Here is a 26,868-nt window from a genome sequence, read left to right as displayed (position 1 = left end):
TCATTGCCATGGCCCGCAAGCGCTACGACGACGATGTCTCCACCGAAAACCACGAGCGCTGGCTGATCTCGTACGCCGACCTGATCACGCTGCTGTTCGCATTTTTCGTCGTCATGTACGCCATCTCCATCGTCAACGAGGGCAAGTACCAGGTGCTGTCCGATGCGCTGGGCGATGCCTTTGGCGGGCGCGGCGCCGCCACCAAAGTCAACACCAACGTCGAGCCCGTTCTGCCGCTGTCGCACATCATCAACCGCCGCCGCAACGAAGCAGCGCGGCGCGAGCAGGAAAAGATGGGCGTGATGGCGCGCGAACTGTCGGCGACCTTGCTGCCGCTGGTGAAGTCGGGCCAGGTGCGGGTGATCCAGAACGCGCGCGGCATCAGCGTCGAGATCAACGCCAGCATTCTGTTCCCGCAGGGCGAAGCAGTGCTGGACGGCGAAGGCCAGGAAATCCTCGCGCAGGTGGCGGGCCTGCTCAGGAACGATACGCACCGGATCGAGGTCGAAGGTCATACGGACGACCTGCCGATCGCCAATCCGCTGTATCCATCGAACTGGGAACTGTCCACCGCGCGCGCGAGCAGCGTGGTGCGCCTGTTCGCTGCCAACGGCGTGCCCGAGGTGCGCCTGTCGGCGATCGGCTTTGCCGCGACGCGCCCGGTGGCGCCCAACACCGACGAGGCCGGCAAGGCGCGCAACCGGCGCGTGGCGGTGATGATCCTGGCGGCGCTGCCCGAGACCGGTGGAAACATACTTCCGTGAATGTATTGATCGAATCATGTCATAATCGACAGGCAGCGTCGCGCGGGTGACGCCTGCCGTGATCCTCGAGGAGTCGCAATGCATGTCAAACGAAGCTCGCCGGCGGCCAAGCTGGCAATGGTGTTGTCGCTGGTCGGCCTGGTTGGCGTGGTCAAGGCCGTGGAGGCCAAGGTGAACGTCCAGCATCGGCTCGAAGTGGAAACCGGGGCCGGCAAGGTCAAGGTGCGGGTGCTGATCGAGAACCGGGGCGATGTACCGATATGGATCCCGCGCGAGATCGCGCTGGGCGACGATTTGAGCGCCCCCCGTTTTGCGCTCAGTTCACTGACGGACACGGTCGCCTACACGGGCCGCATGGTCAAGCGCGGCCCGCTGAACGCTGCCGATTATCTCGAGGTCAAGCCGCAGACGACCTACCTGAACACGCTCGACATCACGCAGGCGTATGCGTTCAAGCCGGGCCAGCACAGTTACGAGATCCGCTACGCCGGCCCGTGGGTGACGGATCTGCGCAAGCTCGACGCGGGCGGCATCAAGAGCAGCCCGGCGCTGCCGGTGAAGTTCTCGCACACGGTCAGGATGGCCGCGCGCTGATTACGGCGCCTTGCAGTTGGTGGCGCTGGCAATCAGCGTCGCGCCACAACTTGTCTTGTCGCCATCGAAGGCAATCAACTTGCCATCGATTTTGTGCTGCGCCGAGCCGCTGACGATCTTGCAGCCATTGTGACCTTTGATGGGGCAACTGCAGGTGTCGCCCACGCAAGCCACCGGAATACCGCCCACCCTGAAATGCCGCGCGCTGACGCTGAGAACCTTGCCGCCATGCGACGTGGCGTCGCCGAGCCTGATGATGTTGCGCATGATTGAGCCTTTCTTGTGACGATGAATCAGTCGGCTGCGGTGTCGTGTTCGGGAATGGCCTCTGCGCCGAGTACCGACGCCACGGTCGGTGGCTTGTAATTGTCCGGATCGATCGACGGCTGGACAATGTGCTTGAAGATGTTTGGGCCTTGCGACTCGCGCCGTTCCTTGCTCGGCGGGCTGATGAACACGATGCTGGCGCCGGTGGGATCGCGCAGATTGATCGCGGCCGAGGCGCCGCCGTCGATATAGCTGCCCATCACGCCCACGGCCATCTGGACGAAGAAGGTCGCTGCGCCGGTATTGCCCATGCGCTGGTCGGTATCGATGAACTGCGACGTCTTGCCGGTGTCGATCTCCGGGCCACCCTGCGCGGCATACGCGTGCAGCGTACCTGCCAGTGCGATCTTCTGTTCGGTGTCGTGGTTGAACGCGGCGATAATGCGCGCCGGGCCTGTGGCGCGCTGTGCGTCGGGCAGCGTTTGCAGCGCCTGCTGCCAGCCGGCTTCCAGAAGCTTTTGACGCGCGTCGCGGCGCTTGACCGGCTTGCCCTGGTCATCCTCGAACTTGACGAACACGGGGCGGTGGATGAAGCCCATCGAGGGCAGGGCGTCGAAGGCGGCGAGCTGGTTGCGGTTCCAGGGGACCGGGAACCAGGGGGTTGGTTTCCAGTCTTTTGGAGGCGGATTGGCCCAGCGCTTGTAGTCGTCGAGTAGTGTACTTTCGGGGCGGTCGAAGACGGGGTGTTTGGCGAATTTGGCGGCGGCGGGGAGCCATTCGGCGACGGTGGGTTGTCTGGTGCTATTTGGCCACTCGGCTTTCAACTCTGGCCGCATGGGTACTGTGCTCATGAGTTGGTAGTACATCTGGCGCAGGGTTTCTTGCAAATAGTTATTGTCCGGGTCGGTCCATGCGTAGGGCCGCAGTGGCTCGACCCGCTCGCGCCGGGCCAGAACGAAGACTGCACTGGCATCGGAGTACTCGGGGATGTAGTGACCAGTTTGAACACGAGGCTTTTTACCTGGTAATTGTCCATAGTCACGACTTGAATCGCTCTCGGTGCTAAGCAGCAGCAAATATGGAAGATCAGGGTGTGCATCGAAAAAAGCGAATGCCTGTTCCAGTAATTGGTCAGGATTTTCACTAAGCTGCCACGGCCCTATTGTAAATAGATGCCACGCCATGCCAGTTCCTTCTGCGCTTGCCGCAAGGCCGGACATTGGCGAGACTTCGCTGGGCTGGTCTTTGGGATTCTCCACTGAGCTACCTGCATACATCGATGGTACTCCCCAAAACATCGGGGACGAATTAGCGCCGTTTTCGAGAGCATCGCAGGCCCGACTACCGGTTTGGCCCATTTTGTCGAATCCAGTCCATGGATACTTCTCGGGATCTGGTTCACGAATACTTGTATAGGGCCCACCTTGTTGCAGTACATGCCAAAGTTTCCCTTGACGGTACTTTTCTACTGTAATACCTAAACCCAACACTTCAAGCACGTATTCACGTCTAGAGTGTTCCGATTTTTTTGCGCGAGCATCTTGATCCGCAAGGTATCGTTTTTTTTGTTGCCATTCGTGCTCTCGGCCATTGGCAGCATGTACATCGATTAGCCATTTTCCGCCGAATAAGGTGATCACCGCTATCAGAGGAATACCGAACCATCGCAATTTGTTCATCGCCGCTCCCGTATCAATATCAGTAAGTTCCGGACGCAAAGCCCAGATATCGAACACTACCCACAGTGAAAATAGAACTGGAAATGTAAAAAATGCACCCAGCAGATATTTCCACAATGGTGGCCACTTGATTTGAGATTTATCGATTTGACTATTTTCCATTACTAACCTCTCAATATGGAAGTAACTCGTTTTCCTGATATTGTTTCTGAAATAACAATATCCCATAACTTTCCAGTTAATAGCGGCAGAGCAGTTGGCAGAATGCCGAGACTGTAATAGTCGCAGTTCCCTCTGATCAAACCCTTTCGCCAATCGGGCTCGCTTTCATAGTAAGAATTGAATTGCTGACGAAACAGGTCCCAAGTTAGTATGTTTTCTCGTGACTGCACTTTCGGGTCTGGTTTCTTCAGCCGCCAATCCGCCACAGCGCACAAATATGCGCGAAACGCCGGATCACTCACTGCTTTGCCACTCCCAATCGATAAATCGTATGCAGTGACCTGCCGATGATTCTTGCTACTTGCAAAAATCACGCTATGAAACGATTTCGGACTCAATTCTTTTTGCCAGCGCAGCCTTGCCGCATTAGGACTTTCTTCTATCTGCGCCTTGATCGCACCATTGGCGAAACGTTCGCCTGACACTATGCGTTCCCTATCCTCGGGGTTGGTGTTGCCGGGACGCTTGACCTGGTTGTACGCGGCTTCCAGCCGTTTAAGATCAGACTCCACGACATCGCCGGTCCTCCATGACCGCAATGACGCAATGACTGCAGGCTTCAGGCCTTCGCTCCTGACGTGAAGGCCTTTATTGCTTGTGACGGCAGTGGCGGCGTCAATTGCATCAACTTCCTCGCAAGGCCCGCGATCCTTGAGTTCGACCTGTGAGAGCATCGAATCCGCTGGAATCTTGTCAGCAGCAATCTGATTACCCTGAATGTCGGCTTGGCATGGGATTTTGAGCGCCTCGCCATTAATCGTCCTGACGCCACGGCGCTGTGTGTCCGGATGCGGAATCGCTGGCAACGATCCGCGCAGCGTACGGCCGGTGGCAGCTACGTGCGCACGATCGTCTTCTCCGGGCAACCGCAACACGAAATCATGTGGTCTCTGGCCCACCAGAACTGGCGCGGCCTTTCCTGAACCCGAAGCGGGGCGCAGCTTGGCGGTAAACACCCGTTGGCGGAACGCAAGTCCCAGCTCACTGAGCGCCTTGCGCTGCACCGGCATGAATGCGCGCGTCGCCTCGAAGCTCGTTTCGTTGGCAATGGAATTTATCCCCGTGTCGACCGATGTGCGCGTATCGTCAATACTATCGGGCACGCCTTGCCAGCCAATCCCGCGCATATTGTCGAGTGCAACTGTCATATCCTCCGGACTGAAATAAAGGTAGACCTTGCCCCGGTTGTCGCGGTCCGCATCTGGCGTCCAGCGTCCATGCACCATGCCGTTGGAACCCGCTGATGCGGGCGAATACGGGCGAAGTTGCCTTGGACTTCGCGACGCCTGCAACGATATTTACTAGCGTTTGCAAGCGTGCCTGGACGCTTTGCCTGCTATCGATCAGATCATAGAATCTTTCCATCGCTACGTCCTTGTCGCCCTGGACGAAGGTAGCGGTCCGCATTGCCATGCCCATCTTTTCATCCAGGCTATACGGCGGATGCGTCAGAATCAGCGTATCCGCCGTACGCTCACCCATCTCCATCAGGAACGCCTGTGCCAGCAAACTGATCAAACAACCCTGGCTGTGCGCGACGATGTTGACAGTGTCATTCGGCTCATATTGACGAATCATGGCCACCAGCGCCGCCAGGCGTCGCGCAGCAAGCACCATGTACATTCGTCCCGGTCCGTTCTTGACAGGTCGGAGCGGGTCACCGGCCGGATCGAATGGCGCATATATGCCCTTATTCCACATGTCGGGCAGGGTACTGGTGGCATTGCCGAACGGGCCGCCGCCCTTGGACAGGTCCTTGTCGAGGCGATTGCCGTTGCGATCCGTCTTCTGGCCATTCACAGTCTTCGTCAGATTGCCCACTTCACGAAAGCCCCAGTAAAACGGGATCACCGGACTATCCGTGTCGGGCGCCGTGTCGCGCTTGAAAAACACCGCATCAGGATCATCCAGCAGCGTCTCCTTATCCTTCGCGTTAGGCATCCGGTACGTCCCAGGCTTGAACTTGCGCAGCAGGCGATCCTGCAGTCCCGCGCACAGCCCTTCCTCGACTGCGCCATAGCTGGTGCCAACATCGTTTACGCCGTGTACCACGATGATGTTGCAGGGTTGCTCGCGCGGTACGTCGACAACCTTGTCGCTGATGCGACAGGGTTGCAGCAGCGCGTTGTCGCGTTTGATGACGTATTCACTTTTCGGATATTTGTTGGCCATCTCGCTCTCCTATTGGTCTTTGCCACCACGCGACAGCACGATTTCAGCCATGTGCATCGCATCACGTGCCATCAGTTCGGACTTGCCCTGCGCATCGCTGACACCCTCCAGGCTCGTGCCGTCGCTGAGCGCCACGTGCATCTTCATGTCCTTCACCAGCGCGCCCAGCGGTTCGGCGCCGTCGTCGTCCGCCACGCCCCGTGGATAGCGCAGTTCCAGTCGCTGGTCCGCACCGCCGGCGCCAAAATCAGGAAACTGCGCCGCCATCGATCCAGGCCCGTCGAACGTGTAATCCGGCGCACGAAATTGCAGAGGAGCCTTGCTGCCCAGTACAGGCGGGCCGTCGCCCAGTTTGAGGAACGAGCCGTCCGCAGCCACCAGCAGGATGACCTTGCCCGTGACCGTCACCGTGCCTTCCGTCGCCGTGAGCTGCATGTTCTGAGCTGACTCGATGGCCGTGTCGTCGTGCTGGCTTTGCATCAGGAGCTTGCCGTTGTGAGCGATTGCATGCAGCCCGCCGTGATGCGCGAACAGCGACAACCCTTTGCCGGCATTGACCGAGAACCGCTGGCCTGCGGTCAGTTGCATGTGCTGCTGCGCGGCTATGTCGACGTTGGTGCCCGCGTAGGTGACCACGGCTTTCGAGCTGGCAAAGCCGATTCCTGCCGGGGATGTCACGGCGATCACCGGTTCGCCCGGCGACGCCGCTTCCGGTTTGGTATTGCTGCCGTCTTCCCACCCCGTGAAGCGCGCCAGCAGCGCCTCTTGCTCGGCCGTGTCGATGGGCAACCCGTTGTGCTGCGCCGCGTAGTTGCCCAGCGACGCGCACAGTTCGCCGCAGTCGCGCAGCAGGCCAAGATAATCGTCACGGGCCAGCTGCGCACCCTTGTTGCCGCCCCCCAGCAGCTTCCAGGCGCTGAGAAGAATGCCGCGCGCCGCGTGCAGTGCAATGGCTTCCTCGGTGCGTAATTCGGCCCCTTCGCCGCGCGGCCTGGCGCTGCCTTCCTGGCGCGGTTCGGTCAGGTAGCCCAGATTGAGTTCACTGGCCCCATGGTCGCTCGCCAGCTGCGCGCTGATCTGTCCGGTCGTGTCATCGAGCCGCAGCTGATTGCCGCGCTGGCCGTGGACTTCGCGACTGCGCAGGCCCGATTGAAAGCGGTTGGCGGGCAGGCCGTCTTCGCGCCGGAAGGCCGGTGGCGGGGCGGCGCCGTTGTAGACCTGGGCGATGATGACCGGCTTGTCGGGATCGCCACCGGCGAACGCCACCAGCACCTCGGCGCCCACGGGCGGCAGCAGGCGCGCGCCACACTGGTTGCCGGCCCAGCCGGATGCCACGCGCACCCAGGCCGAGTCGCGATCCGAACCCGACGCGCCGGCGCCATCCATGTGCTCCTCCGCGCGCGTCGCCGGAAAACGGATCTTGACGCGCCCCAGGTGATCGCACCACACGGCCTCGTCCTTCGGTCCGACAACGATTGCGCTTTGCAGCTGCGGCTGCGGAATCACCGGTGGCGGCGGCACGATCCGTATGCCGCGCCGCACACAGCTGAAGCTGGACCGGTAGCGCAGCGCTTGTGCGGTGTCGTCAAGCCGCACGATGTCCCAGCCGCTGCGTGCAAACAGCCGCTCGACTTTGGCATTGACGTCCGCCGGCAAGTTGTTGGTGGTATCGATGCGCTGCGCGGTCACGACGAATTCGCGCTGTTCAGGCTGGTGCTTGTCGATCTCGGGATGGCCGGTCAGGCCAAACCACTCGCCAACGGCCAGGTCGCGTACCGTGCCTTCGCCATGGAAGCACTTGGCGACGAATTCGTTGTACGCCACCAGCGCATCGCTGATGGCCAGCAGGTCGAGCCGGTTGTCGCCAAGATGCGGCGCCGTCACCTGGTACTGTTCCAGGTTGGCGGCCAGTGCGTTCCCCGTCTTGCCCTGGTTGACGCGCAGCGGCGAACTGGTCGTTGAGCCGCCCTTGCCGGGGTTCAGGTAATCCCAGCTGTGCAACGACGTATGGCCCGGCACCAGCGTGCGCTCGGCGCTCCAGAGCGTGATCGCGTCGCGCTCCTCGGTCGCGCCGTCGCGGTGAAAACGGATCGTGCCGGCTGCATTGTGGGCCAGCTCCCTGTCATCGTCGAACAGCACCAGCGAGTGGCCGATGCCGGCGACATCGCCGCCAGCCTGACGCTGCCTGTCGGTTCTGCCCGGGCGGAAAAACCAGGCGATGCCGCGGCGCTGCATCAGGCGGCGCACGAAGCTGGCATCCGATTCGTTCAACTGCATCGTGAGCGCGCGCTTCGGGAGATTGCGGTTGAGCAGACCGCTGTGGATATCGAAGTCGAAGGTCGACGCGATCACGGGATTGTTTCTTTGCCACTCTTTGAGGACCAGTTCGATGATCTCGAGCTCACTCTTGTCGCGGAAAACGCGCGTCGTGCGCGTCGAGTCCATCACCGACAGCGCGTCGCGCACGGTCAGCTTGTAGCTCGCTATCCCGCCATCGCTGTGGCCCGATGCCGCCGCCGTGACGATTCCGCACAGCCTGCGCAGGTTGCCCCGGTCGGTCACGATCTGCAGTTCGCAGGGCAGACCAATAAAACGCTTCAGTTCGAGCGTCGCGTTTTCGGACAGGCACAGAATCTGCAGCTCGAGGCCGCCGCACACCGCTTCGCTGGCGCTGGCATGGTGTGGCAGCAGGGCATTCGCATCGGCGGAGCCGGCCTGGCCCAGCACCATGCGCAGGGGCCGGTTACGCGTGTCGAGCCGGTAGTCGGCCAGGGCGGCGGCAAGGGTCGTTGGAAGCAGTGTCATGGTCAATCACTCCCCGGCAGCCTGGGCCGCAGTCGCCTGCCGCGGCGTGTTCTCGCCGAAATACTCATACGAATCGGCATTGTTAATCGCCCGCTGCGGCGCGCTGCGCGCCATGTCCGCTGCCGCGGCCTGGCCGTACACGTGGTCGTCGGTGGCCGCCACCACATTGAAGTGGCTCAGCTCGTGCATCAGCGTGCCGCCACGCGAATCCGTCCCGGTGGGCGCTGCGGCCCAGAACGCCTTGCACACCCAAACCGTGTAGGGCCGCGCCGAATACGCGTAGGCGAAATACGGCTCGTCGCAATCGCAGTCGATCTTGACGGGCTTGTTCTCGAACGCTTCCTTGATGGCCGTGACATTGGCCGTGACCTTCGCGCCGCGGGCGGCGTCCTGTGCCCCGAACCACATCGCATAGCGGGCGCCGTACGGCGTGCCCGAGGTCAGGTAGGCCTGGCTGTCGGCCGCCATTGCGCGCCCGGCCGCCATTGCGGCTGTCAGCTGCGTCTGCTGCGCATTGGTGCAATTGGCAAAGCCAGGACCAGTGGACGTGGCATCCTGCAGTGTCGGCGTGCTGCTGCCGTCAATCCGGATCGTGACAGGGTTGGAGGCCAGTTCGCCCACTACCGCGCCGGTGGTCGCGCCCGGCGCCGGCATGGCCGGACTGCGGTAGCGGATCGTGTATTTGCCGGTGATGCTCATCTCGTAGAACCGCGAGAGCTCGACCGTCTGCGAGAGCACCTCGCCCGGGGCCAGTTGCAGGTAATCAGCCGGCCCCGGCGCGGCGCGCTTGATGCGGCGGCCCAGGTAGCGCACCGGCTGACCGTCGCGCTGCACCTCGAACAGCGGCGCCTCAAGCACCTGCTGCGGCGTGCGCCAGCGCAGCAATTGCTGGACCGTGTTCGAGGTATTGGTCAGCGTGACGCTAACCAGGACGTTGTCGCCGCGCCCAACCGCCGGCTGCGCCGGGCTCAGCGTGACGTTGACCTGGGCATGCGCCGCGCCGGCACTGCACACGATGGCGAGTGCGCCAGCGGCGCGCGACAGCAGAAAACCTGAATGCATGGTGGACTCCGGTTGGGTTGGACCGGATAACTCTCACCTTATTTTCTCTGTCCACATTGAGCCGCGGCAGCGCCGCGAATTGGCGAACTTGAATCATGTCATCTGCTACGCAAAAATCTCACACAAAATAACAACAGAGGATCGACAACGGTCGCCTGCATGGCGTTGCTTTGCTATCATGCAACAATCGTATCCAACAAAAAATAACACTCGATCATGTTGGATAGCCAGAGGCGCTTCCCATCATGATCCAGACGAACGAGACTCCCGCACCACACACCGATGTGGCCCCCAGCCTGCACGCCGCAGCCATCCAGGATCAACCTGAGACCAGCGAAGCCCACGCGCTGCGAGACGCCCACGCGCTGCTTGGCCAGAACCGAAACTATCTTGAGCAAGTGATCGACGGCATGCCGGCGGGATTGCTGGTCATCGACGCCGAGCGCCGCGTGCGCTCGATGAACCGCATGATGGCCGAGCTGATCGACGCGCCGGAAGAATCGGCCAGCGCCGGCCATCCACTGGCGCGCTGGCTGCCCGACGCCGGCCTGGCCGCTCGCGTGAGCGATGCACTCCTCACTGGCATGCCGCAAGACCATGTGCTCGTCTCAATTGAAGGCCAGCCGGACGGCGTGCGCCATCTCGAATTCAATATCCGCCGCACCGAGCAGGCCGGTGGCTACATGCTGCTGCTGATTGGCCAGGACATCACCTTCCGCCGCAAGGCGCGCCTGCGTCTGCAGGAGAGCGAGGAATTCTTCCGCCTGACCTTCAGCCAGGCGGCGGTGGGCATCGTGCTGCTGGGCCCGGACGGGCGCCTGCTGCGCGTGAACGGCAAGATGGCGCAGATCCTGGGCTACACCGAAATCGAACTGCTGCAGCGCTTCTTCCAGCAACTGACGCACGTCGATGATTTGCCGGACGAGCTGACACTGGTCAAACGCCTGCGCGATGGCGATATCAGCGACTACCAGCGCGAGCGGCGCCTGCTGCGGCGCGACGGCACGCCGATCTGGGTCAATGTCAGCGTCTCAACAATGCGCGACGCCTATGGCAACCAGCGTTTCATCTCGGTGGTCGAAGACATTTCGCGCCGCAAGGGCGCCGAAGAAGCGCTGCTGCGCGTGATCAATCACGACGCCCTGACCGGCCTGCCGAACCGCGTGCTGCTGCAAGACCGGCTCGAACGCGCGATTGCCCATGCGCACCGCGCCGGCACGCAAGTAGCCGTCATGTTCATCGACCTGGACCGGTTCAAGCACGTCAACGACACGCTCGGGCACGACGCGGGCGACCAGCTGATCGTCGAGATCGCGCGCCGCCTGGCCGGTTCGCTGCGCGAGAGCGATACCGTGGCGCGCCAGGGCGGCGACGAATTCGTTGTCGTGCTGCCCGAGATGACCGGGGAGACCGATGCCGCGCGCGTGGCCCGTAAACTCCTCGACAACCTGTTCCAGCCGCTGCTGCTGTGCGGGCAAGAGGTCTTCCCGACCGGCTCGATCGGCATCGCCATGTACCCGCGCGATGGCACCGACAGCGCCACGCTGCTCAAGTGCGCCGACAGCGCCATGTACGGCTCGAAGGGAGAGGGCGGCAATGGCTTCAGCTTCTACATGGCCGACATGGGCGCGCAGACCGCGCTGCACCTGCGCATGGAAAGCGAGCTGCAACGGGCGCTGCAGCGCCGCGAATTCGTGCTGCACTACCAGCCGGTGGTCGACATCGCCACTGGCCATCTGGGCGGCGTAGAAGCGCTGCTGCGCTGGCAGCCCCAGGGCAAGCCGATGGTGTCGCCGGCCGACTTCATTCCGCTGGCCGAAGAAACCGGCCTGATCGTACCGATCGGCGAGTGGGTGCTGGAAACCGCGATGGCCCAGCAGGTGGCCTGGCAGCAGGGCGGCCTGCCGCCGGTGCGCGTCAGCGTGAACCTGTCGGCGCGCCAGTTCCTGGGCCAGGACGTGGCCCAGCGCGTTGCGGTGCTGCTCGAAAAAACCGGGTGCGACCCGCGCGCGCTGACGCTGGAAATCACCGAAAGCGTGCTGATGCAGAACCCGGTGGCGGCCACTGCCACGATGGCGCGCCTGGCGGCGATGGGCGTGCAGCTGGCGATCGACGACTTCGGCACCGGCTATTCGAGCCTGGCCAGCCTGAAACGCTTCCCGATCCACAGCCTCAAGATCGACCGCTCGTTCGTCAGCGACCTGATCGACGATGCCGACGACGCCGCCATTGTCGACGCCGTGATCGGCCTGGCGCACTCGATGAAGCTCAACGTGATTGCCGAAGGGGTCGAAACGGCGGACCAGCTCGCCTTCTTATTGGCCCACGGGTGCGACCAGATGCAGGGCTTCTGCTACAGCCGGCCGGTGGCGCCGGACGCCATCGAAGCGCTGCTGCGCGCAGCGCCGGCTGGCTCGAGCCAATAGAAGGTCATTGCGCAAGCTGGCACGCATTTATCGAAAGAGCTCGAAAGCAAAATGTAACGAAAAAGCAAAAAAACAACGAGATATAAAAGTACCTCGTAAGTCGTTGTGCGCGCCGCGGCAACGTTATAAGCTTCAACACGCGATGAAACGTGGTTTTGAAGTGGATTTTTGCTTCTTCGACCGTTGCTGACGTAAGGTCCTGGCCCGGCGCGGCCGATATGAAACGAAAGTCAATCGCAACCTGTGTCAAACAGGCCTGTTGGCCAACAATGTGCCTGCCGCCAGTCAGCGCACGCTCGCCGTCAATTCGCGCTTTATCTTCACGCGCTGCGTCAACCGGCGCTCATTCATTGATGTTCACCGAATCATACAAAGGAGACAGTATGAAAAAATATGTACTTCTGAGCGCCATGTTGGCTTGCGTTGCAAGCGGCATGTCGACCCCGGTTCAGGCGCAGGCAGTCGCGACCAAGATCGGCGTCATTAGCTACTGGGGCACGAATGCCAGCCTGTACAACCAGCTACCTGCCGGATCGCTGGCCTTGATCAACCCTGACAGCGGCATCTTTCAGGGCCAGACAACGACGTTGGTCCCCGATCTTGCCAGCTACAAAAGCATCGTCGATCAACAGACGAGCCGCAACGTACGGCTGATCGGGTACGTCCCGACGGGTTATTTCAACCATTCCTGCAATCAAATGGGGGTCTGCCAAACCTGGGAACGGATCGAAGCCCAGGTCCGCAACTATTTCCAGCAGATGCCCAATATCAAAGGAATCTTTTTCGACGAAGCTGCCCCGGCAAACTGGAACTGTGCAGCGTTCGTAAACGAATACCAGCAGCTGCGAACCATCGTGAAGAAGTACCGTGCGGATGCAACGATTGCGTTCAATGCGGGCGTGCCGGACAACTGCGTGGTCACCGCAACACAGGCAGGCGAAATAGCCGTCCTGTTCGAGAGCGATACGTCCTCGTACACGAGCCAGGTCCAACCGATCACCAACGCAACGGCGGCAGCACGCGCCAAAGGCGTGTTGACATGGCATCTCGTGCACTCCGTACCTGCACAGGCGGATATGGAACGTGTTGTTCAGGAAATCAAGAACCGTGGTGCGGATTATGGCTATGTCACCAACATCGGCGGCAACTGGCAGGCTGGCGAAAATACCTGGGGAAGCTTGCCGCCATACTGGGCACGAGAAACCGAGCTCTTGAATGGCAGCAGCACGACAGCGTCAAGCGTCAATTGGGGTAACCTGAGCCACAAGATCGTTAACAAAGCCAGCTATCTCTGCCTGTCGGCCACGAGTGGTCACGCGGAGCAGCAGGTTTGTACATCCGCCGCCAGTTGGAATCTGGTCTACCAAAACGTCTCGGGCCAGAATTTCTACAAGCTGACTTATGGCGGTCTGTGTCTGACAGCCGGGTCGAGCAACGCGAATGCGGTGACGTGGGAAAGCTGCACGCTGGGAGATCGTCAGTTGTTTGCCATGAGAGAGGCTGGCGGACTGGTGTACTTCACTGCCAAGACGACGGGGAACGCCCTCACCATGGACACCAGCAGTGCAGGTTCGTGGGCCAGCGCCTGGCCGTATAGCGCAGCGTCGAGCCAGCAATTCTACTTCCAGGATTAGTCGTTTTTCGGGCTGATTCCAGAACATCCACGAGGCCGGCCTTGTCAAGGCTGGCCGATTCCCCTTCATGCGTCTTGCCGGCGTTCCAGCTGGAAGGTATCAGCGCAAGTGCGGCAGGGACGCCAGTCGCCACGCGAAAGTACATCGGGCCGCCGACGCAGCTACACTGATCGTTCCTATTCACGGCAAGCCTGCCCGCGCGATTGCAGGCAGCGACTTCTTATGGAAACCGATCATGCACCGCACCCGCTCTAGCAATTCCCACACCCGCCGTATACTCCCTGTCCTGCTGGCCTGCCTGTCGGCGCTGACGCTACTGTCATCCGCCAGCATCGATGCCGTGGCACAGCCGGCGACCGCCGACACGCGCTATGAACGTGTCGCTCCCAGCCCGGATGGGATCGGCAAGCGCTACATGGGCCGCGAGATCTCCGGCGTGATGGGATGGGAGGGCGCGCAATGGCTGGAGCGCGAAAGCCGCGCACATGAGGAACGGCCGGCACTGCTGTTGCAGGAACTGGCGCTGGCGCCCGGCATGACGGTGGCCGACATCGGCGCCGGTACCGGCTATTACACCTGGCAACTGGCGAAAAAGGTCGGGCCCAATGGACGTGTGTACGCCGTCGATGTGCAGCCGCAAATGATCGCCATGCTCGACAGCCAGATGGCAAAGCGCGGCGTGCGCAACGTCGTCTCGGTGCTGGGCAGCGAAACCACCGTCAAACTGCCGCCGGCCAGCGTCGACCTGGCCATCATGGTCGATGTCTATCACGAACTTGCCTATCCCGCGGAAGTCCTCGACAGCATCGTCGGCGCCCTCAAGCCGGGCGGGCGCGTTGTCTTTGTCGAATATCGCGCCGAGGATCCGGCAGTTGCGATCAAGCCGCTGCACAAGATGAGCGAGTCGCAGATACGGCGTGAAGCCACGGCGCATGGCCTGAAGTGGGAACGCAGCATCAAGTCGCTGCCGATCCAGCATGCGGTCGTGTTTCGCAAGCAGTAAGCGCAGAGTTTCCCGTCGTTGCTATCGGTGGAAGTGGCATGGCACTTTCCGCCGCGACGCACACTGCTCAACCATCTTCCATTTCAGGACGAACTCGCCATGCTCACACGACGTCGCTGACTTTCCTGCGCCACTTCTTCCAGCACCGATTCCAGGTCATCGACATCGACATCCAGTATTTCGGTACGCCTGCGTAATACCGCGTCAAGATCCGCACGTGTAAATATCTCCGTCGCGTCATGGTTGGCCGCAGGCGTCTTGTGAATCGCGCGGTGAGGATAGCGATGCCCGGTGAGCCTGTGATAAACCAGGGCGCCGGCAAGCAGGGCAACAGAATTGAGACCGATCGGGAACAGCACGAATGCGTAGCCGAGTGCATGAATCTTGCTGCCTCCCAGCACCGCTGTGATTGCCACCGCACCGGACGGCGGATGCACGCAGCGAAACGAAAACATCAGCATGACCGTGACTGCCACGGCAACTGCCGCCGCCAGGAGCGGCATCGGGATCAAGTAAGCGCAGCTGACGCCTGTTACTGCGCCGACCAGATTTCCTCCGATGATCGCCCATGGCTGGGCCAGCGGGCTTGCCGGTACGCCGAACAACAGCACGGCAGACGCGCCCAAGGGCGCTGCCAGCAATGGCAGATTGTCGATTGGCCCGCCGAAAAACCAGGCAATCACGCCCGTAAAGAAGATACCCGATCAGCGCGCCCAGACTGCTGCGTAACTGTTCACGAGGCGCTATTTGAATCGGGGCGGGGAGGAAATCGCGGCACCATTGCTGAAAGGACGACAAGATGACATCTTTCTAAAAAACTGAGTGGGAGGGCTGCGAATATAACAACCCACAACCATAAGGTCCAAGATCGATATGCGATGATGTTGATAAGTAAAACGAATCATCGGAACGTCCATGCTGCTGCGCCATATCCGCTATTTTCTTGCCGTTGCAGAGCATCGCAACTTCACCCGTGCCGCCGCCGCGCTGCATGTGTCGCAACCGGCGTTGTCGCAGCAGATCAAGCAGCTCGAAGCATTGCTGGGTGTCCAGCTGTTTGACCGCAGTGGAAAAAGCGTGCGCCTGACCGATGCCGGCGAGGCATGGATGGGCCACGCCAAACTCGGCATGCAGCATCTTCACGCCGGCGCCCGCGCGATCCAGGATGTCGGTACCGCACACCGCGGCGTGCTGCGTTGCGCTGCGCCGCCGACGTTATCGCTGTATCTGATCGGTCCGCTGATCGCCCGGTTCCATACACTGCATCCAGGGGTCACAGTCAGTTTTCTGGAAATCGCGCAGGAAGACATTGAAGCGATGTTGATCAACGACGAACTCGACCTCGGCATCGCCTTCAGCCCCCAGCAGCCGGGTGAATTCGACTACACACCGGTGTACGAAGAGCAGCTTGGCTTCGTGACCGGCGCCAGTCATCGACTCGCCGCCCGGTCTGCCGAGTTGCCGCTGGCGGCGTTTGCTGCCGAACCGCTGGTGTTGCTCAACAAGTCCTTCGCTACCCGCCAGCAAATCGATGCGTACTGCGCGTCGCACGGTATCGCGGCAAAGGTCGCCGTCGAAGTCAATGCCATCGGCGCGTTGGTCCAGATCGTCCGTCAGGGAACGCTGGGAACAGTTCTGCCCAACCCGATCTCTGCCGCCTATACCGATCTGCACGCGGTTGCGCTGCTGCCGCCAATGCCGTCGCGCCATATCGTCTATGCCTGGCGCAAGGGGGCGTATCGCACAGCGGCAAGCAAAGCACTGGTCGACGTATTGACCGACCTGGTGCGGGATTTGACGTCAGGCGCCTGATGCTCTGTGCCGGCGCGCCGCTGATTGTGTTTCCCGCTGTACGGATTCAATTGCCGCGGTAAGTCGAATAGCCGTAAGGGCTCAGCAGCAGCGGCACGTGGTAATGCGGCACACTGCCGTCGGCCGTGAAGATGACAGGGATCTCGGGGAAGAACGTCGGGCTCTTGTGCTCGGCAAACCACTTGCCGGTCTTGAATGTGACCCGGTAAGTGCCGCGTACCATGGCCACGCCGGCGGGGAACAGGGCCGGGATACGGCCCTGGGCGTTGGTGACGCCTTCGCCGAGCATGGTCCACCCGTCGCCCACGCGCTGCTCAAGCGTCACAGCCACATCGGCTGATGGCAAACCGTCCTGCAGGTTGAGGACATGGACACTGAGCGGGTTGATCGCGGTGGCAGGTGCGACCGTGGGTGCGGCTGCAGCACTGGCGCAGTGCGCAGCAGCGCCGAGGGTCATAACGAGCAGGGTCTGAATGAATTTCATGCGTTCTCCGTAGGGGTGGGTGTAGAAATAATCGGAACCTCAATGCCGCCAGCGATCAGGGTGTCTTGCGCAGCACGTTGTCGATGGCGGCCTGCGCGCAGGCTTCGTCTGTGGCCGGTCCGCCAGCGCCGGCAATGCCGATGGCGCCAATGAGCTCGCCGTCAGCCATCAGTGGCACGCCGCCACCAAGCAGCAGCAGCGTGTCGACGGTGTTCAGGTTGGCCCCTTCGGCGCTGGCGCGGGCATTGGCGGCCAGCAGGCGGGTCGCCGTTCTGGTGGACAGCGCCGTGTAGGCCTTGCGCTGGGCAGCGATGGTGTTGTGGGGTCCGACGCCATCGTCGCGGCGCAGAGCAACCAGGTTGCCGCCGCGGTCGACCACGGCGGCGGCCAGCACTCTGCCGTCGGCATGGCAGGCGGTCATCGCCGCGTCGAGCAGGCGACTGGCGCCATCGAGTGAGATAGTGCGGTGGGGTACGGTCAGCGGGGCGGCGATGCTGACCTGGGGGCAGGCCAGCGACAACGCGATCAGCAAACCTGCAGGCAGTGGGTGGTACATGGAATCATCCCGGTGGTGTTCGAATGGCCGCATGGTACGCAGCGCCCGGCGACAACCAGATGACGGCCAGATGACAGTTTTGTCATCTGGCGCGCGGCGGGCAGTAAGATTGCGGCACAAGGAGCAGGCAATGCGCATACTGATCGTGGAAGATGAACGCAAGGCGGCCGACTACCTGCAAAAGAGCTTGCGCGAGTCTGGCTATATCGTCGAGGTGGCAAGCAATGGCTTTGACGGCCGTTACATGATCGAGGAGTTCGACTTCGATCTGGTGATCCTCGACGTGATGCTGCCGGGCCTTGACGGCTGGGCGCTGCTGCAACTGGTGCGCGCCAGGTCGGCCACGCCGGTGATGTTCCTGACGGCGCGCGACGCCATCGAAGACCGCGTGCGCGGGCTCGAACTGGGCGCCGACGACTATCTGGTCAAGCCATTTTCGTTTGCCGAACTGCTGGCGCGCGTGCGTACCTTGCTGCGGCGCGGCCCGCCGCGCGACATGCAGGAATTTCGCGTCGCTGACCTGCAGGTCGATGTGCTGCGCCGCCGGGTCACGCGTCAGGGCGACCGCATTACCCTGACGGGCAAGGAATTCGCGCTGCTGCACCTGCTGGTCAGCCGGGTCGACGAGGTGCTCTCGCGTGCGGTCATCGCCTCGCACGTGTGGCAGATGAATTTCGACAGCGACACCAACGTCGTCGATGTGGCCATCCGCCGCCTGCGCGTGAAAATCGACGATCCCTATCCCCTGAAACTGATTCATACAGTCCGTGGCATGGGTTACATGCTGGGCGAGACGCCATGAGACTTGCGTTCGCGCCCCGTTCGCTGAGCATGCGCCTGGCGCTGTGGTTTGCCCTGGCAAGCGCGCTGCTGCTGGGGGCCATCGGCGTGTTCCTGTACCGGTCCCTGGCAAGCGAGCTGGCGTGGCGCGACGACATCGCGCTGGCAGGCCGGATCGATCGCATGCGCGCGCTGGTTGCCGACAGCGACAGTATCGAGGCGTTGCGCCGGCGCCCGCAGCTGTACGCCAACATGCTGGGCAACCGCGACAACGCCTTGTGGATGCTCGACGCCACGGGGCAGCTGCTGATCGCTGTCAATCCGGGTGGCCTGGCGCTGCCGTCCCTGCCGCCTGCGCCATCGATCCGCCTCACCGATGTCGCCACCGGCCAGGCGGCGCGGCTGGCCTGGGTCGATGTCTGGCAGGGCAACCGCCGTTTCACTGTGGTCGCTGCCAAGATGCTGGCCGAGCGCGAGCGCATGCTGGCCAGCTACCGCATGACCCTGGGGGCGGCGCTGGCCGGCGGGGCGCTGCTGTCGTTTGTACTGGGCTGGCTGATCAGCCAGCGCGCGCTGCGGCCTGTGCGGCTGATGGCGCAGCAGGCCGCCGCCGTCGACGTGCGGCGCCTGCAGCAGAACGTGGCGGTGAAGCTGACACCGGTGCCGCTGAAAGAAACGCAGGAGCTGCAGCAACTGGGCGCAGCGCTCGACCAGATGCTGACACGCCTGGCCGACGGCTTTGTCCAGCTGTCGCGCTTTTCCGAAGACCTTGCCCACGAGATGCGCACGCCTCTGCATAACCTGATGGGCCACACGGAACACGCGCTGCGCAAGCGCCGCAGTGCCGACGACTATGAACAGCTGCTGGCGTCAAATCTGGAAGAATACGAGCGCCTGGCGCGCATGATCGACAGCATGCTGTTCCTTGCGCGTTCGGAGCAGCCGGCCAGCGGCGTCACGCTTGAAACAATCGATCTGGCAGAGCTGTGCGCCCAGCTGGTGGACTATTTCGAAGGCGTGGCCGAAGAACGCGGGATTGCCGTGGTGGTGCGCGCGGCCGGCGAACTGGTTGCTGACCGCGCGCTGGTGCGGCGTGCCCTGGCTAACCTGCTGGCCAACGCGCTGCGCTACGGCGCTGCCGAAGGTACGGTCACGATCCACACGGGCGCCGATGGCGAAACGGTCAGCATTGCCGTGCACAATACCGGTGCACCCATCCCAGCCGTCCATCTTGCGCACGTGTTCGAACGATTCTATCGTTGTGACCCGGCACGCAGCCAGGGCGGTGATTCGGGCGGCCTGGGACTGGCCATTGTCGCTTCGATCATGCATCTGCACGGCGGTGAAGCCCGGGTTGAAAGCGACGACACGGGCAATTGCTTCACCCTGCTGTTCCCGCAATCTGACGGGATATAGCTGGTTCCACCCAGCCGGTCGCCTATTCGCGCGGCACACTTTCCAGCCAAATGTTAGTATTACCTCAACGAAACGTACGAGGCTATCCGGCATTGACAAAATACCTACAGTGCCGGGAGAATGTGCCAACATGTCACGTTTTTGCTATCTAGTCATCATAAAATAGAAGCAACAGTGCATGGGCGGCCAGCGCCGTACGTCCACGACAATTCTCAGGTTCGCGCAGCGCCCAGGGCGCCGCGCAGCCACCGATACCTTTACCAGGAACTGCAGGCATGACTATCCTCGTGACTGGCGGAGCGGGCTTTATTGGCTCGAACTTCGTCATCGACTGGCTCGCTCACAATGACGAACCCGTCGTCAACCTCGACAAGCTGACGTACGCCGGCAATCTTCAAAACCTGACGAGCCTGGAAGGCGACAGCCGCCACCACTTCGTGCGCGGCGACATCGGCGATGGCGCCCTGGTGGCGCGTCTGCTGGCCGAGCACAAGGTGCGGGCCGTGCTGAACTTCGCGGCCGAAAGCCACGTCGACCGTTCGATCGAAGGCCCGGGCGCCTTCATCCAGACCAATATCGTCGGCACCTTCAACCTGCTCGAAGCCGTGCGCGCTTACTGGTACGGTCTGGATGAGCAAGCCAAGGCCGACTTCCGCTTCCTGCACGTGTCGACCGATGAAGTGTATGGCACGCTGGGTAGCGATGCGCCGGCCTTCACCGAGCAGCACCGCTACGAACCGAACAGCCCGTACTCGGCCACCAAGGCAGCGTCCGATCACCTGGTGCGCGCTTACCACCACACCTACGGCCTGCCGGTCCTGACCACCAACTGCTCGAACAACTACGGCCCGTATCACTTCCCGGAAAAGCTGATCCCGCTCGTGATCCACAACGCGCTGGCCGGTAAACCGCTGCCAATCTATGGCGATGGCCAGCAGATCCGCGACTGGCTCTACGTCACCGACCATTGCAGCGCGATTCGCCGTGTGCTCGAAGACGGCCGCCTGGCCGAAACATACAACGTCGGCGGCTGGAACGAGAAAGCCAATATCGACGTCGTGCGCACGCTGTGCGCGATCCTCGACGAACTGCAGCCGCGCGCCGATGGCGCGTCGTACGCAACGCAGATGACGTTCGTGAAAGACCGTCCGGGCCACGACCGCCGCTACGCGATCGATGCCGGCAAACTCGAGCGCGAACTGGGCTGGCGCCCGGCCGAAACGTTCGATACGGGCATCCGCAAGACCGTCGAGTGGTACCTCGCCAATGGCGCCTGGGTCGAGAACGTCACCAGCGGCGCCTATATGGAATGGGTCGACCGCCAGTACACGGCAGAAAACGCTGCCGCATGAAGATCCTGCTACTGGGTAAAGATGGCCAGGTCGGCTGGGAACTGCAACGCGCGCTCGCGCCGCTGGGCGAACTGCGCGCGCTGGGCCGCGCCGACGCCGATTTCACCGATCCCGAATCGCTGCGCGCCGTCGTGCGCGCGTTTGCGCCCGACGTCATCGTCAATGCTGCCGCCTACACCGCGGTCGACAAGGCAGAAGCCGACGCCGCCATGGCGCACAACGTCAATGCCGTCTCGCCGGGCGTGCTGGCCGAGGAAGCCGCCGCCGGCAACGCCTGGCTCGTGCATTACTCTACCGACTACGTGTTCGATGGCACGAAAGAGGGCGCCTGGGTCGAAACCGACGCCGTCAATCCGCTGTCGGTGTATGGCCGCACCAAATACGACGGCGAGCAGCGGATTGCCGCCAGCGGCGCGCGCCACCTGATCCTGCGCACCAGCTGGGTGTTCGCACCGCGCGGCGGCAACTTCGCCAAGACGATGCTGCGCCTGGCCAAAGAGCGCGAGTCGCTCAACGTGGTCGCCGACCAGCATGGCGCGCCGACCGGCGCCGAACTGCTGGCCGACGTCACCGCGCTGGCGCTGCACCGCATTGCCGCTCCTGGCGTGGATGCGCAGGGGTTGTCGGGCGTGTACCACCTGGCCGCTGCCGGCGCCACCACCTGGCACGCCTATGCCCAGCACGTGCTGGCGCAGGCGCAAAGCCATGGCGCCGTGCTCAAGGCCGGGCCGGATGCGGTGCAGCCGATTGCGGCCAGCGCGTTCCCGACCCCGGCCGCGCGGCCTGCCAATTCGCGGCTCGACTGCAGCAAGTTCAGCGCCAGTTTTGGCGTGAGCCTGCCCGACTGGCGCCACCACGTCAACCGATTGATCGCCGAACTGTCGGCACAAGGAAACCTATGAGCAATGCTATGCAACGTAAAGGCATCATCCTCGCCGGTGGCAGCGGCACCCGTCTGCACCCGGCCACGCTGGCAATTTCCAAGCAGCTGCTGCCCGTCTTCGACAAGCCGATGATCTACTACCCGTTGAGCACCCTGATGCTCGGCGGCATCCGCGACATCCTGATCATCTCGACGCCGCAAGACACGCCGCGCTTCCAGCAACTGCTGGGCGACGGCGCGCGCTGGGGCCTGAACCTGTCGTACGCAGTGCAGGAGTCGCCCGATGGCCTGGCGCAAGCCTTCATCATCGGTGAAGACTTCATTGGCAATTCGCCGTCGGCACTGGTGCTGGGCGATAACCTGTTCTACGGCCACGATTTCAACCAGCTGCTCGAGCGTGCCGATGCCCGCACCGACTGCGCCAGCGTCTTTGCCTACCACGTGCAGGACCCGGAGCGCTACGGCGTGGTGGAATTCAACGATGACGGCAAGGCGATCAGCCTGGAAGAAAAGCCGGCCAAGCCGCGTTCGAACTATGCGGTGACGGGCCTGTATTTCTATGACGAGAACGTCGCCAAAATGGCGCGCACGCTCAAGCCGTCGCCACGCGGCGAGCTCGAGATCACCGACCTGAACCGCATGTACATGGACATCGGCAAGCTCGATGTCGAGATCATGGGCCGCGGCTATGCCTGGCTCGACACCGGCACTCACGAGTCGCTCCTCGACGCCGGCCAGTTCATCGCAACGATCGAACAGCGCCAGGGCCTCAAAGTGGCTTGTCCCGAAGAAATCGCCTATCGCAAGGGCTGGATCAACGCTGCCCAGCTCGAAGAACTGGCAGCACCCCTGCGCAAGAACGGCTACGGCCAGTATCTGGTGCGCGTTTTGAATGAAAAGGTATTTTGATGCAGATTACTCGCTTGGCAATTCCAGACGTCCTGAAGATCGAACCACGCGTGTTCGGCGACGACCGCGGCTTTTTCTACGAGAGCTTCCACCAGGCCCGCTTTGAAGAAGCGGTCGGCCGCAAGGTGTCGTTCGTGCAGGACAACCACTCGAAATCCACCAGCAACGTGCTGCGCGGCCTGCACTACCAGATCAAGCAGCCGCAAGGCAAGCTGGTGCGCGTGGTGGCCGGCAGCGTCTATGACGTCGCGGTCGACCTGCGCCGCGCATCGCCGACGTTCGGCCAGTGGGTTGGTGAAATCCTGTCGGCCGAGAACAAGGCCCAGCTGTGGGTGCCGGAAGGTTTCGCGCACGGCTTTGTCGTGCTGTCCGAAACGGCCGAGTTCGTCTACAAGACCACCGACTACTACGCGCCCGAGCACGAGCGCTGCATCGTCTGGAACGATCCGAGCCTGGCGATTACCTGGCCGATCAGCGCGACGCCGTCGGTGTCGGCCAAGGACGAGAAGGGCACCATGTTCGCCACCGCGGAAGTGTTCGAGTAAGCGGTCGCATAGACCCGGGGCCCTGGCACGGCTCTATCGCTTCCTGCCTTTCTTCTCGCCACCGGCGAACAGCTCGATCTTCTTGGTCGGGCCTGACACGATCAACAGGTCGCCCGGCAGGATGCGGGTTTCTCCCAGTGCATGCTGGAAGTCTTCGTTGAGCCGTTTCACGCCCACCACCGTGACGCCAAAGCGCGCGCGCACATGCGACTCGGCCAGCGTGAGGTTGTGCGTCTCGGCCGGCGCATTGATCTTCGCGATCGCAAACCCGTCCTCGAACTCGATGAAGTCCATCAGCCGCCCGGTGATCAGGTGGGCCACGCGCGCGCCCATGTCGGCCTCGGGGTAGACCACATGATGGGCGCCGATGCGCTGCGCGATCTGGCCGTGTTCGGGCGTCATCGCCTTGACCCAGATATCCTTGATGCCCAGTTCGGACAGTACCATCAGCGTCATCAGGCTGGCGGCGAGATCCGAGCCGATGGCGACGATGGCGTGTGAAAAGTCGGCCACGCCCAGCTGGAGCATCACGTTCTCGTTGGTGGAGTCGGCCTGCACGGCATGCGTGAGCCGCTCGCTCCAGAGCTGCACCAGCTCTTCCTTGCGGTCGATGCCCATGACGTCGTGCCCCAGGCGCATCAGCGATTGCGCAACCGCACCGCCAAAGCGGCCCAGGCCGATCACGACGACGCTGTCGCCCGCCGAAAAGGCGAACTGTTCTGTGAAAATTCTACCCAACAATTGGATGGTCCTCCGGATAACGATAGGGCATGCGCCGCTTGCCCAGAACGAGCGAGGTCGCGAGGGTGATCGTGCCGACCCTGCCGATGAACATGAGTAATGCCAGCACCACCTGGCCGGATGCCGGCAGCTGGGCCGTGATGCCTGTGGACAGGCCGGCGCTGCCAAAGGCCGCGATGACTTCAAAGATAATCTGATCGGTCGGGAAATGCGAGATCCGCAGCAGCGCCAGCGTGCCCAGCGCCACGATCACGCTGCCCAGCACGAGCACGGTCACGGCCTGGCGCTGTGCCGCCATTCCGACCCGGCGGCCGAAGGCCTCGGTATCGGACTGGCCGCGCGCTTCGGCCACGACGAGCAGGACCAGGATCATGACGGTGGCCACCTTGACGCCGCCCGCTGTGCCCGCGCTGCCGCCGCCGATGAACATCAGCAGATAGTGCAGCGCCCAGGTCTCGGGCGTCAGCGCGCTGTAGTCGACGGTATTAAAACCCGCGGTGCGCGACGCTACCGAGATGAACATGCTGTTGAGCAGCTTGTCGGGTGTCGACAGCGCGCCCAGCGTGGCGGCGTTGTTCCACTCGAACAGCAGCACCGTGGCGAAGCCGCCCACGAGCAACATCAGCGTGCCGGTGAGGGTGAGCTTGGTGTGCAGCGACCAGTGGCGCGGATCGCGCAAGCGGTGGCGCAGGTCGTGCAGCACCGGAAAACCAATGCCGCCGACCACGATGGCCACCATGATCGGCAGCAGCACCAGCGCGTCGCTCGCATAGCGGGTAAGGCTGTCGGCGTGCAGCGAAAAGCCGGCATTGTTGAATGCCGAGACGGCGTGGAAGAGGGCGCTCCACGCTGCGTCGCCCCACGCCAGATCGTGCCCCGCGCGCAGCCGCACGAACAGGATGACAGCAATCACGAGCTGCAGCAGCACCGACACGGTCAGCACGACCCGGGCCACGCTGGCGATGTCGCCCATGCCCAACGAGCGCGTCTCGGTCTGCGCAATCAGGCGCGTGCGCAGGCGCGACGAGCGGTTGACCATCAGGCCGAGCAGCGTGGCGGCCGTCATCATGCCGAAGCCGCCCAGCTGGAACAACACCATGATCGACGCCTGGCCGAAGCCCGACCAGTAGGTGCCCGTATCGACCACGGCCATGCCGCTGACGCACACGGCCGATACCGCCGTGAAGAACGCCACCATCAACGGCGCGCCATGGCCGCTGGCGCTGGCCAGCGGCAGCATCAGCAGCAACGTGCCGGCCAGGATCGCGCCTGCAAACAGCAGGACGACGACCCTGGCCGGATGCAGGATGGTGGTCATGCCGCCCGGGCTGGCCCGGTGTCCGTGGTGCCGTCGTCGAAATCCATGGTGTCCGGGTCAAGATCGCCTTCGGCCGGCGCGCCGAACAGCTTGAGCCAGACGAAGCCCAGGATGCCCGCCGCCAGCGACGCCGTCAGGATCGCCATCTTCGACGCGTTGATGATCTCGGCCTCACCGACAAACGCCAGGTTGGTGATGAAGATCGACATCGTGAAGCCGATCCCGCCCAAGAGGCCCGCGCCGATCACGTGGCGCCATGCCAGGTCGAGCGGCAGGCGGCATACGCCGAGCATCACGGCGGCAAAGGTGAACAGGAAGATGCCGACCGGCTTGCCGGCGACCAGGCCGGCAATAATGCCCAGGCTGTTCGACGACATCAGTTCGCCCGCCCAGCCGGCGCCGATCACGATGCCGGTATTGGCCAGCGCGAAAATCGGCAGGATCAGGAAAGCGACCGGCGTGTGCAGCACGTGCTCCATCCGGTGCGCTGGCGAAGCGGGATCGTCCTGCGTGTGCGAGTACGGAATGGTGAAGGCCAGCAGCACGCCGGCAATCGTCGCGTGCACGCCCGACATCAGCATCAGGAACCACATCACCGCGCCGCCCAGCAGGTAAGGCCAAAGCGCCAGCACCTTCAGGCGGCGGTTCATCAGGAACAAGGCGACGAACATGCCCAGCGCGCCGACCAGATAGCCGACCTTGAGCTCTGCGGTATAGAACACGGCGATGACGATGATGGCGGCCAGGTCATCCATGACAGCCAGCGCGGTCAGGAAAATCTTGAGCGACGCCGGCACCCGGCTGCCCAGCAAGGCCAGCACGCCCAGCGCGAACGCGATGTCGGTGGCCATTGGAATGCCCATGCCCGGCTGGGTGTGGGTGCCGCCATTGAGCGAAAAGTGGATCAGCGCAGGCACCGCCACGCCGCCCGCTGCGGCAATGATCGGCAGCAGCGCATTGCGCAGGTCGGACAGCTCGCCGTTATTCAGTTCACGCTGCAGCTCCAGGCCGATCAACAGGAAGAAGATGGCCATCAGCGCATCGTTGATCCACAGCTCGACGCTCAGGCCAGCCAGGTCGATCTGCCAGAACGCCAGGTACGGCGCACCCCACGGTGAGTTGGCAACCATCAGCGACAGGATGGTGCACAGGATCAGGACCGTGCCGCCCGCCTTGCCGGACGCGGCGAATGCCTTGAACGTGTTCGATAGACGCTTTTCAATGCGCATGGTGGTTCTCCAAAAGTGCTTGGGCGTCATCTGGCAACCCCCGTGTGGAATGAGGCGGCGCAGCAGCAGCTGGCGTGCGAGTGGAGTGCGGCGTAAGGTGCAGGTGCATGGTGGTCGCGTAGTAGCCCGCGTGGCGGCCCGACCAGCGCAAATCCTGTCATGCCTGGCGGCATGAACACCCTGGTCGGATTATAACGTAATCAATCGACAAGCCG

23 protein-coding genes and 2 pseudogenes are annotated in these 26,868 nt (G+C 62.6%); 12 read left to right on the top strand and 13 right to left on the bottom strand.

Annotation, left to right across the window (positions count from 1 at the left end):
* Nucleotides 1–8 precede the first annotated feature (8 nt).
* Nucleotides 9–764 carry a flagellar motor protein MotD gene (gene motD / locus ACZ0AJ_RS14915; protein ID WP_499455271.1) on the top strand — a complete coding sequence of 252 codons (756 nt, stop codon included), beginning with the start codon at nt 9–11 and terminating at the stop codon, nt 762–764.
* 78 nt (nt 765–842) lie between these two features.
* A complete protein-coding gene (locus ACZ0AJ_RS14910) occupies nt 843–1,358 on the top strand; it encodes a hypothetical protein (protein WP_499455472.1) in 516 nt (171 codons plus the stop codon).
* Here the strand turns inward: ACZ0AJ_RS14910 and ACZ0AJ_RS14905 are convergent, their stop codons facing one another.
* The 7 genes and pseudogenes from ACZ0AJ_RS14905 to ACZ0AJ_RS14875 all read right to left on the bottom strand — a co-directional run bounded on the left by ACZ0AJ_RS14905 (nt 1,359) and on the right by ACZ0AJ_RS14875 (nt 9,565).
* The gene (locus tag ACZ0AJ_RS14905) at nt 1,359–1,625 is read right to left on the bottom strand and encodes a PAAR domain-containing protein (protein WP_499455269.1); all 267 of its coding nucleotides are present in this window, start codon (nt 1,623–1,625) and stop codon (nt 1,359–1,361) included.
* Between the two features lie 26 nt (nt 1,626–1,651).
* Nucleotides 1,652–3,466 carry a type VI lipase adapter Tla3 domain-containing protein gene (locus ACZ0AJ_RS14900; RefSeq protein WP_499455268.1) on the bottom strand — a complete coding sequence of 605 codons (1,815 nt, stop codon included), beginning with the start codon at nt 3,464–3,466 and terminating at the stop codon, nt 1,652–1,654.
* A 2-nt stretch (nt 3,467–3,468) separates the two neighbouring features.
* Nucleotides 3,469–4,674: an effector protein Tle3 domain-containing protein gene (locus ACZ0AJ_RS14895; RefSeq protein WP_499456797.1), complete on the bottom strand. Its 1,206-nt coding sequence runs from the start codon at nt 4,672–4,674 to the stop codon at nt 3,469–3,471.
* A 9-nt stretch (nt 4,675–4,683) separates the two neighbouring features.
* A pseudogene (locus tag ACZ0AJ_RS14890) lies at nt 4,684–4,752 on the bottom strand (hypothetical protein); the annotation flags it as partial.
* A gap of 25 nt (nt 4,753–4,777) precedes the next feature.
* Nucleotides 4,778–5,698 (bottom strand): annotated as a pseudogene (locus ACZ0AJ_RS14885) (T6SS effector phospholipase Tle3 domain-containing protein); the annotation flags it as partial.
* A gap of 9 nt (nt 5,699–5,707) precedes the next feature.
* Entirely contained in the window at nt 5,708–8,503 is a 2,796-nt protein-coding gene (locus ACZ0AJ_RS14880) for a type VI secretion system Vgr family protein (protein ID WP_499455265.1), read from the bottom strand.
* A 6-nt stretch (nt 8,504–8,509) separates the two neighbouring features.
* Nucleotides 8,510–9,565, bottom strand: coding sequence for a M35 family metallo-endopeptidase (locus ACZ0AJ_RS14875; RefSeq protein ID WP_499455264.1), 1,056 nt, complete (start codon nt 9,563–9,565; stop codon nt 8,510–8,512).
* A gap of 245 nt (nt 9,566–9,810) precedes the next feature.
* Between ACZ0AJ_RS14875 and ACZ0AJ_RS14870 the strand changes: the two genes are divergently transcribed.
* The 3 genes from ACZ0AJ_RS14870 to ACZ0AJ_RS14860 all read left to right on the top strand — a co-directional run bounded on the left by ACZ0AJ_RS14870 (nt 9,811) and on the right by ACZ0AJ_RS14860 (nt 14,628).
* Nucleotides 9,811–11,991 carry a putative bifunctional diguanylate cyclase/phosphodiesterase gene (locus tag ACZ0AJ_RS14870; protein ID WP_499455468.1) on the top strand — a complete coding sequence of 727 codons (2,181 nt, stop codon included), beginning with the start codon at nt 9,811–9,813 and terminating at the stop codon, nt 11,989–11,991.
* Nucleotides 11,992–12,374: 383 nt separating this feature from the next.
* Nucleotides 12,375–13,625, top strand: a complete 1,251-nt coding sequence (locus ACZ0AJ_RS14865) for a spherulation-specific family 4 protein (RefSeq protein ID WP_499455466.1) — start codon at nt 12,375–12,377, stop codon at nt 13,623–13,625.
* Nucleotides 13,626–13,860: 235 nt separating this feature from the next.
* Nucleotides 13,861–14,628 carry a class I SAM-dependent methyltransferase gene (locus tag ACZ0AJ_RS14860; protein ID WP_499455259.1) on the top strand — a complete coding sequence of 256 codons (768 nt, stop codon included), beginning with the start codon at nt 13,861–13,863 and terminating at the stop codon, nt 14,626–14,628.
* 83 nt (nt 14,629–14,711) lie between these two features.
* On the opposite strand, the gene ACZ0AJ_RS14855 is transcribed toward ACZ0AJ_RS14860, so the two are convergent.
* On the bottom strand, nt 14,712–15,311 hold the full coding sequence (locus tag ACZ0AJ_RS14855) for an HPP family protein (RefSeq protein WP_499455463.1): 600 nt from the start codon (nt 15,309–15,311) through the stop codon (nt 14,712–14,714).
* A 232-nt stretch (nt 15,312–15,543) separates the two neighbouring features.
* Between ACZ0AJ_RS14855 and cynR the strand changes: the two genes are divergently transcribed.
* On the top strand, nt 15,544–16,440 hold the full coding sequence (cynR, locus tag ACZ0AJ_RS14850; RefSeq protein ID WP_499455257.1) for a transcriptional regulator CynR: 897 nt from the start codon (nt 15,544–15,546) through the stop codon (nt 16,438–16,440).
* A gap of 46 nt (nt 16,441–16,486) precedes the next feature.
* On the opposite strand, the gene uraH is transcribed toward cynR, so the two are convergent.
* Together uraH and ACZ0AJ_RS14840 are read right to left on the bottom strand one after the other, a co-directional pair.
* Nucleotides 16,487–16,924, bottom strand: a complete 438-nt coding sequence (gene uraH, locus ACZ0AJ_RS14845) for a hydroxyisourate hydrolase (protein ID WP_499455256.1) — start codon at nt 16,922–16,924, stop codon at nt 16,487–16,489.
* A 55-nt stretch (nt 16,925–16,979) separates the two neighbouring features.
* Nucleotides 16,980–17,480, bottom strand: coding sequence for a GlcG/HbpS family heme-binding protein (locus ACZ0AJ_RS14840; RefSeq protein ID WP_499455255.1), 501 nt, complete (start codon nt 17,478–17,480; stop codon nt 16,980–16,982).
* A gap of 130 nt (nt 17,481–17,610) precedes the next feature.
* Here ACZ0AJ_RS14840 and ACZ0AJ_RS14835 point away from each other — a divergent pair, with 130 nt between their 5' ends.
* The 6 genes from ACZ0AJ_RS14835 (at nt 17,611) to rfbC (ending at nt 23,365) form a co-directional block, all read left to right on the top strand.
* Nucleotides 17,611–18,282: a heavy metal response regulator transcription factor gene (locus ACZ0AJ_RS14835; protein ID WP_258835355.1), complete on the top strand. Its 672-nt coding sequence runs from the start codon at nt 17,611–17,613 to the stop codon at nt 18,280–18,282.
* Nucleotides 18,279–19,676 carry a heavy metal sensor histidine kinase gene (locus ACZ0AJ_RS14830; protein ID WP_499455254.1) on the top strand — a complete coding sequence of 466 codons (1,398 nt, stop codon included), beginning with the start codon at nt 18,279–18,281 and terminating at the stop codon, nt 19,674–19,676. The genes ACZ0AJ_RS14835 and ACZ0AJ_RS14830 overlap by 4 nt, the downstream gene beginning before the upstream one ends.
* 275 nt (nt 19,677–19,951) lie before the next feature.
* Nucleotides 19,952–21,028 (top strand): dTDP-glucose 4,6-dehydratase, encoded by a 1,077-nt coding sequence (rfbB, locus tag ACZ0AJ_RS14825; RefSeq protein ID WP_499455253.1) that lies wholly within the window; start codon nt 19,952–19,954, stop codon nt 21,026–21,028.
* Nucleotides 21,025–21,930 carry a dTDP-4-dehydrorhamnose reductase gene (rfbD, locus tag ACZ0AJ_RS14820; protein WP_499455252.1) on the top strand — a complete coding sequence of 302 codons (906 nt, stop codon included), beginning with the start codon at nt 21,025–21,027 and terminating at the stop codon, nt 21,928–21,930. Before rfbB ends, rfbD begins: the two co-directional genes overlap by 4 nt.
* An 8-nt stretch (nt 21,931–21,938) precedes the next feature.
* Nucleotides 21,939–22,820 (top strand): glucose-1-phosphate thymidylyltransferase RfbA, encoded by an 882-nt coding sequence (rfbA, locus tag ACZ0AJ_RS14815; RefSeq protein ID WP_499455459.1) that lies wholly within the window; start codon nt 21,939–21,941, stop codon nt 22,818–22,820.
* Complete coding sequence (gene rfbC / locus ACZ0AJ_RS14810) at nt 22,820–23,365, top strand: dTDP-4-dehydrorhamnose 3,5-epimerase (RefSeq protein ID WP_183555750.1); 546 nt, start codon at nt 22,820–22,822, stop codon at nt 23,363–23,365. The genes rfbA and rfbC overlap by 1 nt, the downstream gene beginning before the upstream one ends.
* A 33-nt stretch (nt 23,366–23,398) precedes the next feature.
* Here rfbC and ACZ0AJ_RS14805 read toward each other — a convergent pair whose 3' ends face one another.
* From ACZ0AJ_RS14805 to nhaA, 3 genes are read right to left on the bottom strand one after another with little or no spacing between them, the layout of a single operon-like run.
* Complete coding sequence (locus ACZ0AJ_RS14805) at nt 23,399–24,106, bottom strand: potassium channel family protein (RefSeq protein WP_229424789.1); 708 nt, start codon at nt 24,104–24,106, stop codon at nt 23,399–23,401.
* A complete protein-coding gene (locus ACZ0AJ_RS14800) occupies nt 24,096–25,424 on the bottom strand; it encodes a TrkH family potassium uptake protein (RefSeq protein ID WP_499455456.1) in 1,329 nt (442 codons plus the stop codon). Before ACZ0AJ_RS14800 ends, ACZ0AJ_RS14805 begins: the two co-directional genes overlap by 11 nt.
* Nucleotides 25,421–26,653 carry a Na+/H+ antiporter NhaA gene (gene nhaA / locus ACZ0AJ_RS14795; RefSeq protein ID WP_499455249.1) on the bottom strand — a complete coding sequence of 411 codons (1,233 nt, stop codon included), beginning with the start codon at nt 26,651–26,653 and terminating at the stop codon, nt 25,421–25,423. Before nhaA ends, ACZ0AJ_RS14800 begins: the two co-directional genes overlap by 4 nt.
* Nucleotides 26,654–26,868: the final 215 nt, after the last annotated feature.

Source organism: Telluria sp. AC161 (assembly GCF_979258535.1).
The sequence above is the reverse complement of the archived record's forward strand: the minus strand, read 5'-3'. Positions and strand labels throughout refer to the sequence as shown.

What these genes read in the sequence shown, in the direction of transcription:
- rfbA (WP_499455459.1), top strand. Translation starts at nt 21,939, where the DNA reads ATGCAACGTAAAGGCATCATCCTCGCCGGTGGCAGCGGCACCCGTCTG.
- ACZ0AJ_RS14800 (WP_499455456.1), bottom strand. Translation starts at nt 25,424, where the DNA reads ATGACCACCATCCTGCATCCGGCCAGGGTCGTCGTCCTGCTGTTTGCA.
- motD (WP_499455271.1), top strand. Translation starts at nt 9, where the DNA reads ATGGCCCGCAAGCGCTACGACGACGATGTCTCCACCGAAAACCACGAG.
- rfbC (WP_183555750.1), top strand. Translation starts at nt 22,820, where the DNA reads ATGCAGATTACTCGCTTGGCAATTCCAGACGTCCTGAAGATCGAACCA.
- ACZ0AJ_RS14860 (WP_499455259.1), top strand. Translation starts at nt 13,861, where the DNA reads ATGCACCGCACCCGCTCTAGCAATTCCCACACCCGCCGTATACTCCCT.
- ACZ0AJ_RS14895 (WP_499456797.1), bottom strand. Translation starts at nt 4,674, where the DNA reads ATGACAGTTGCACTCGACAATATGCGCGGGATTGGCTGGCAAGGCGTG.
- ACZ0AJ_RS14870 (WP_499455468.1), top strand. Translation starts at nt 9,811, where the DNA reads ATGATCCAGACGAACGAGACTCCCGCACCACACACCGATGTGGCCCCC.
- cynR (WP_499455257.1), top strand. Translation starts at nt 15,544, where the DNA reads ATGCTGCTGCGCCATATCCGCTATTTTCTTGCCGTTGCAGAGCATCGC.
- ACZ0AJ_RS14880 (WP_499455265.1), bottom strand. Translation starts at nt 8,503, where the DNA reads ATGACACTGCTTCCAACGACCCTTGCCGCCGCCCTGGCCGACTACCGG.
- rfbB (WP_499455253.1), top strand. Translation starts at nt 19,952, where the DNA reads ATGACTATCCTCGTGACTGGCGGAGCGGGCTTTATTGGCTCGAACTTC.
- ACZ0AJ_RS14910 (WP_499455472.1), top strand. Translation starts at nt 843, where the DNA reads ATGCATGTCAAACGAAGCTCGCCGGCGGCCAAGCTGGCAATGGTGTTG.
- ACZ0AJ_RS14865 (WP_499455466.1), top strand. Translation starts at nt 12,375, where the DNA reads ATGAAAAAATATGTACTTCTGAGCGCCATGTTGGCTTGCGTTGCAAGC.
- ACZ0AJ_RS14905 (WP_499455269.1), bottom strand. Translation starts at nt 1,625, where the DNA reads ATGCGCAACATCATCAGGCTCGGCGACGCCACGTCGCATGGCGGCAAG.
- ACZ0AJ_RS14900 (WP_499455268.1), bottom strand. Translation starts at nt 3,466, where the DNA reads ATGGAAAATAGTCAAATCGATAAATCTCAAATCAAGTGGCCACCATTG.
- uraH (WP_499455256.1), bottom strand. Translation starts at nt 16,924, where the DNA reads ATGAAATTCATTCAGACCCTGCTCGTTATGACCCTCGGCGCTGCTGCG.
- ACZ0AJ_RS14875 (WP_499455264.1), bottom strand. Translation starts at nt 9,565, where the DNA reads ATGCATTCAGGTTTTCTGCTGTCGCGCGCCGCTGGCGCACTCGCCATC.
- nhaA (WP_499455249.1), bottom strand. Translation starts at nt 26,653, where the DNA reads ATGCGCATTGAAAAGCGTCTATCGAACACGTTCAAGGCATTCGCCGCG.
- rfbD (WP_499455252.1), top strand. Translation starts at nt 21,025, where the DNA reads ATGAAGATCCTGCTACTGGGTAAAGATGGCCAGGTCGGCTGGGAACTG.
- ACZ0AJ_RS14830 (WP_499455254.1), top strand. Translation starts at nt 18,279, where the DNA reads ATGAGACTTGCGTTCGCGCCCCGTTCGCTGAGCATGCGCCTGGCGCTG.
- ACZ0AJ_RS14840 (WP_499455255.1), bottom strand. Translation starts at nt 17,480, where the DNA reads ATGTACCACCCACTGCCTGCAGGTTTGCTGATCGCGTTGTCGCTGGCC.
- ACZ0AJ_RS14835 (WP_258835355.1), top strand. Translation starts at nt 17,611, where the DNA reads ATGCGCATACTGATCGTGGAAGATGAACGCAAGGCGGCCGACTACCTG.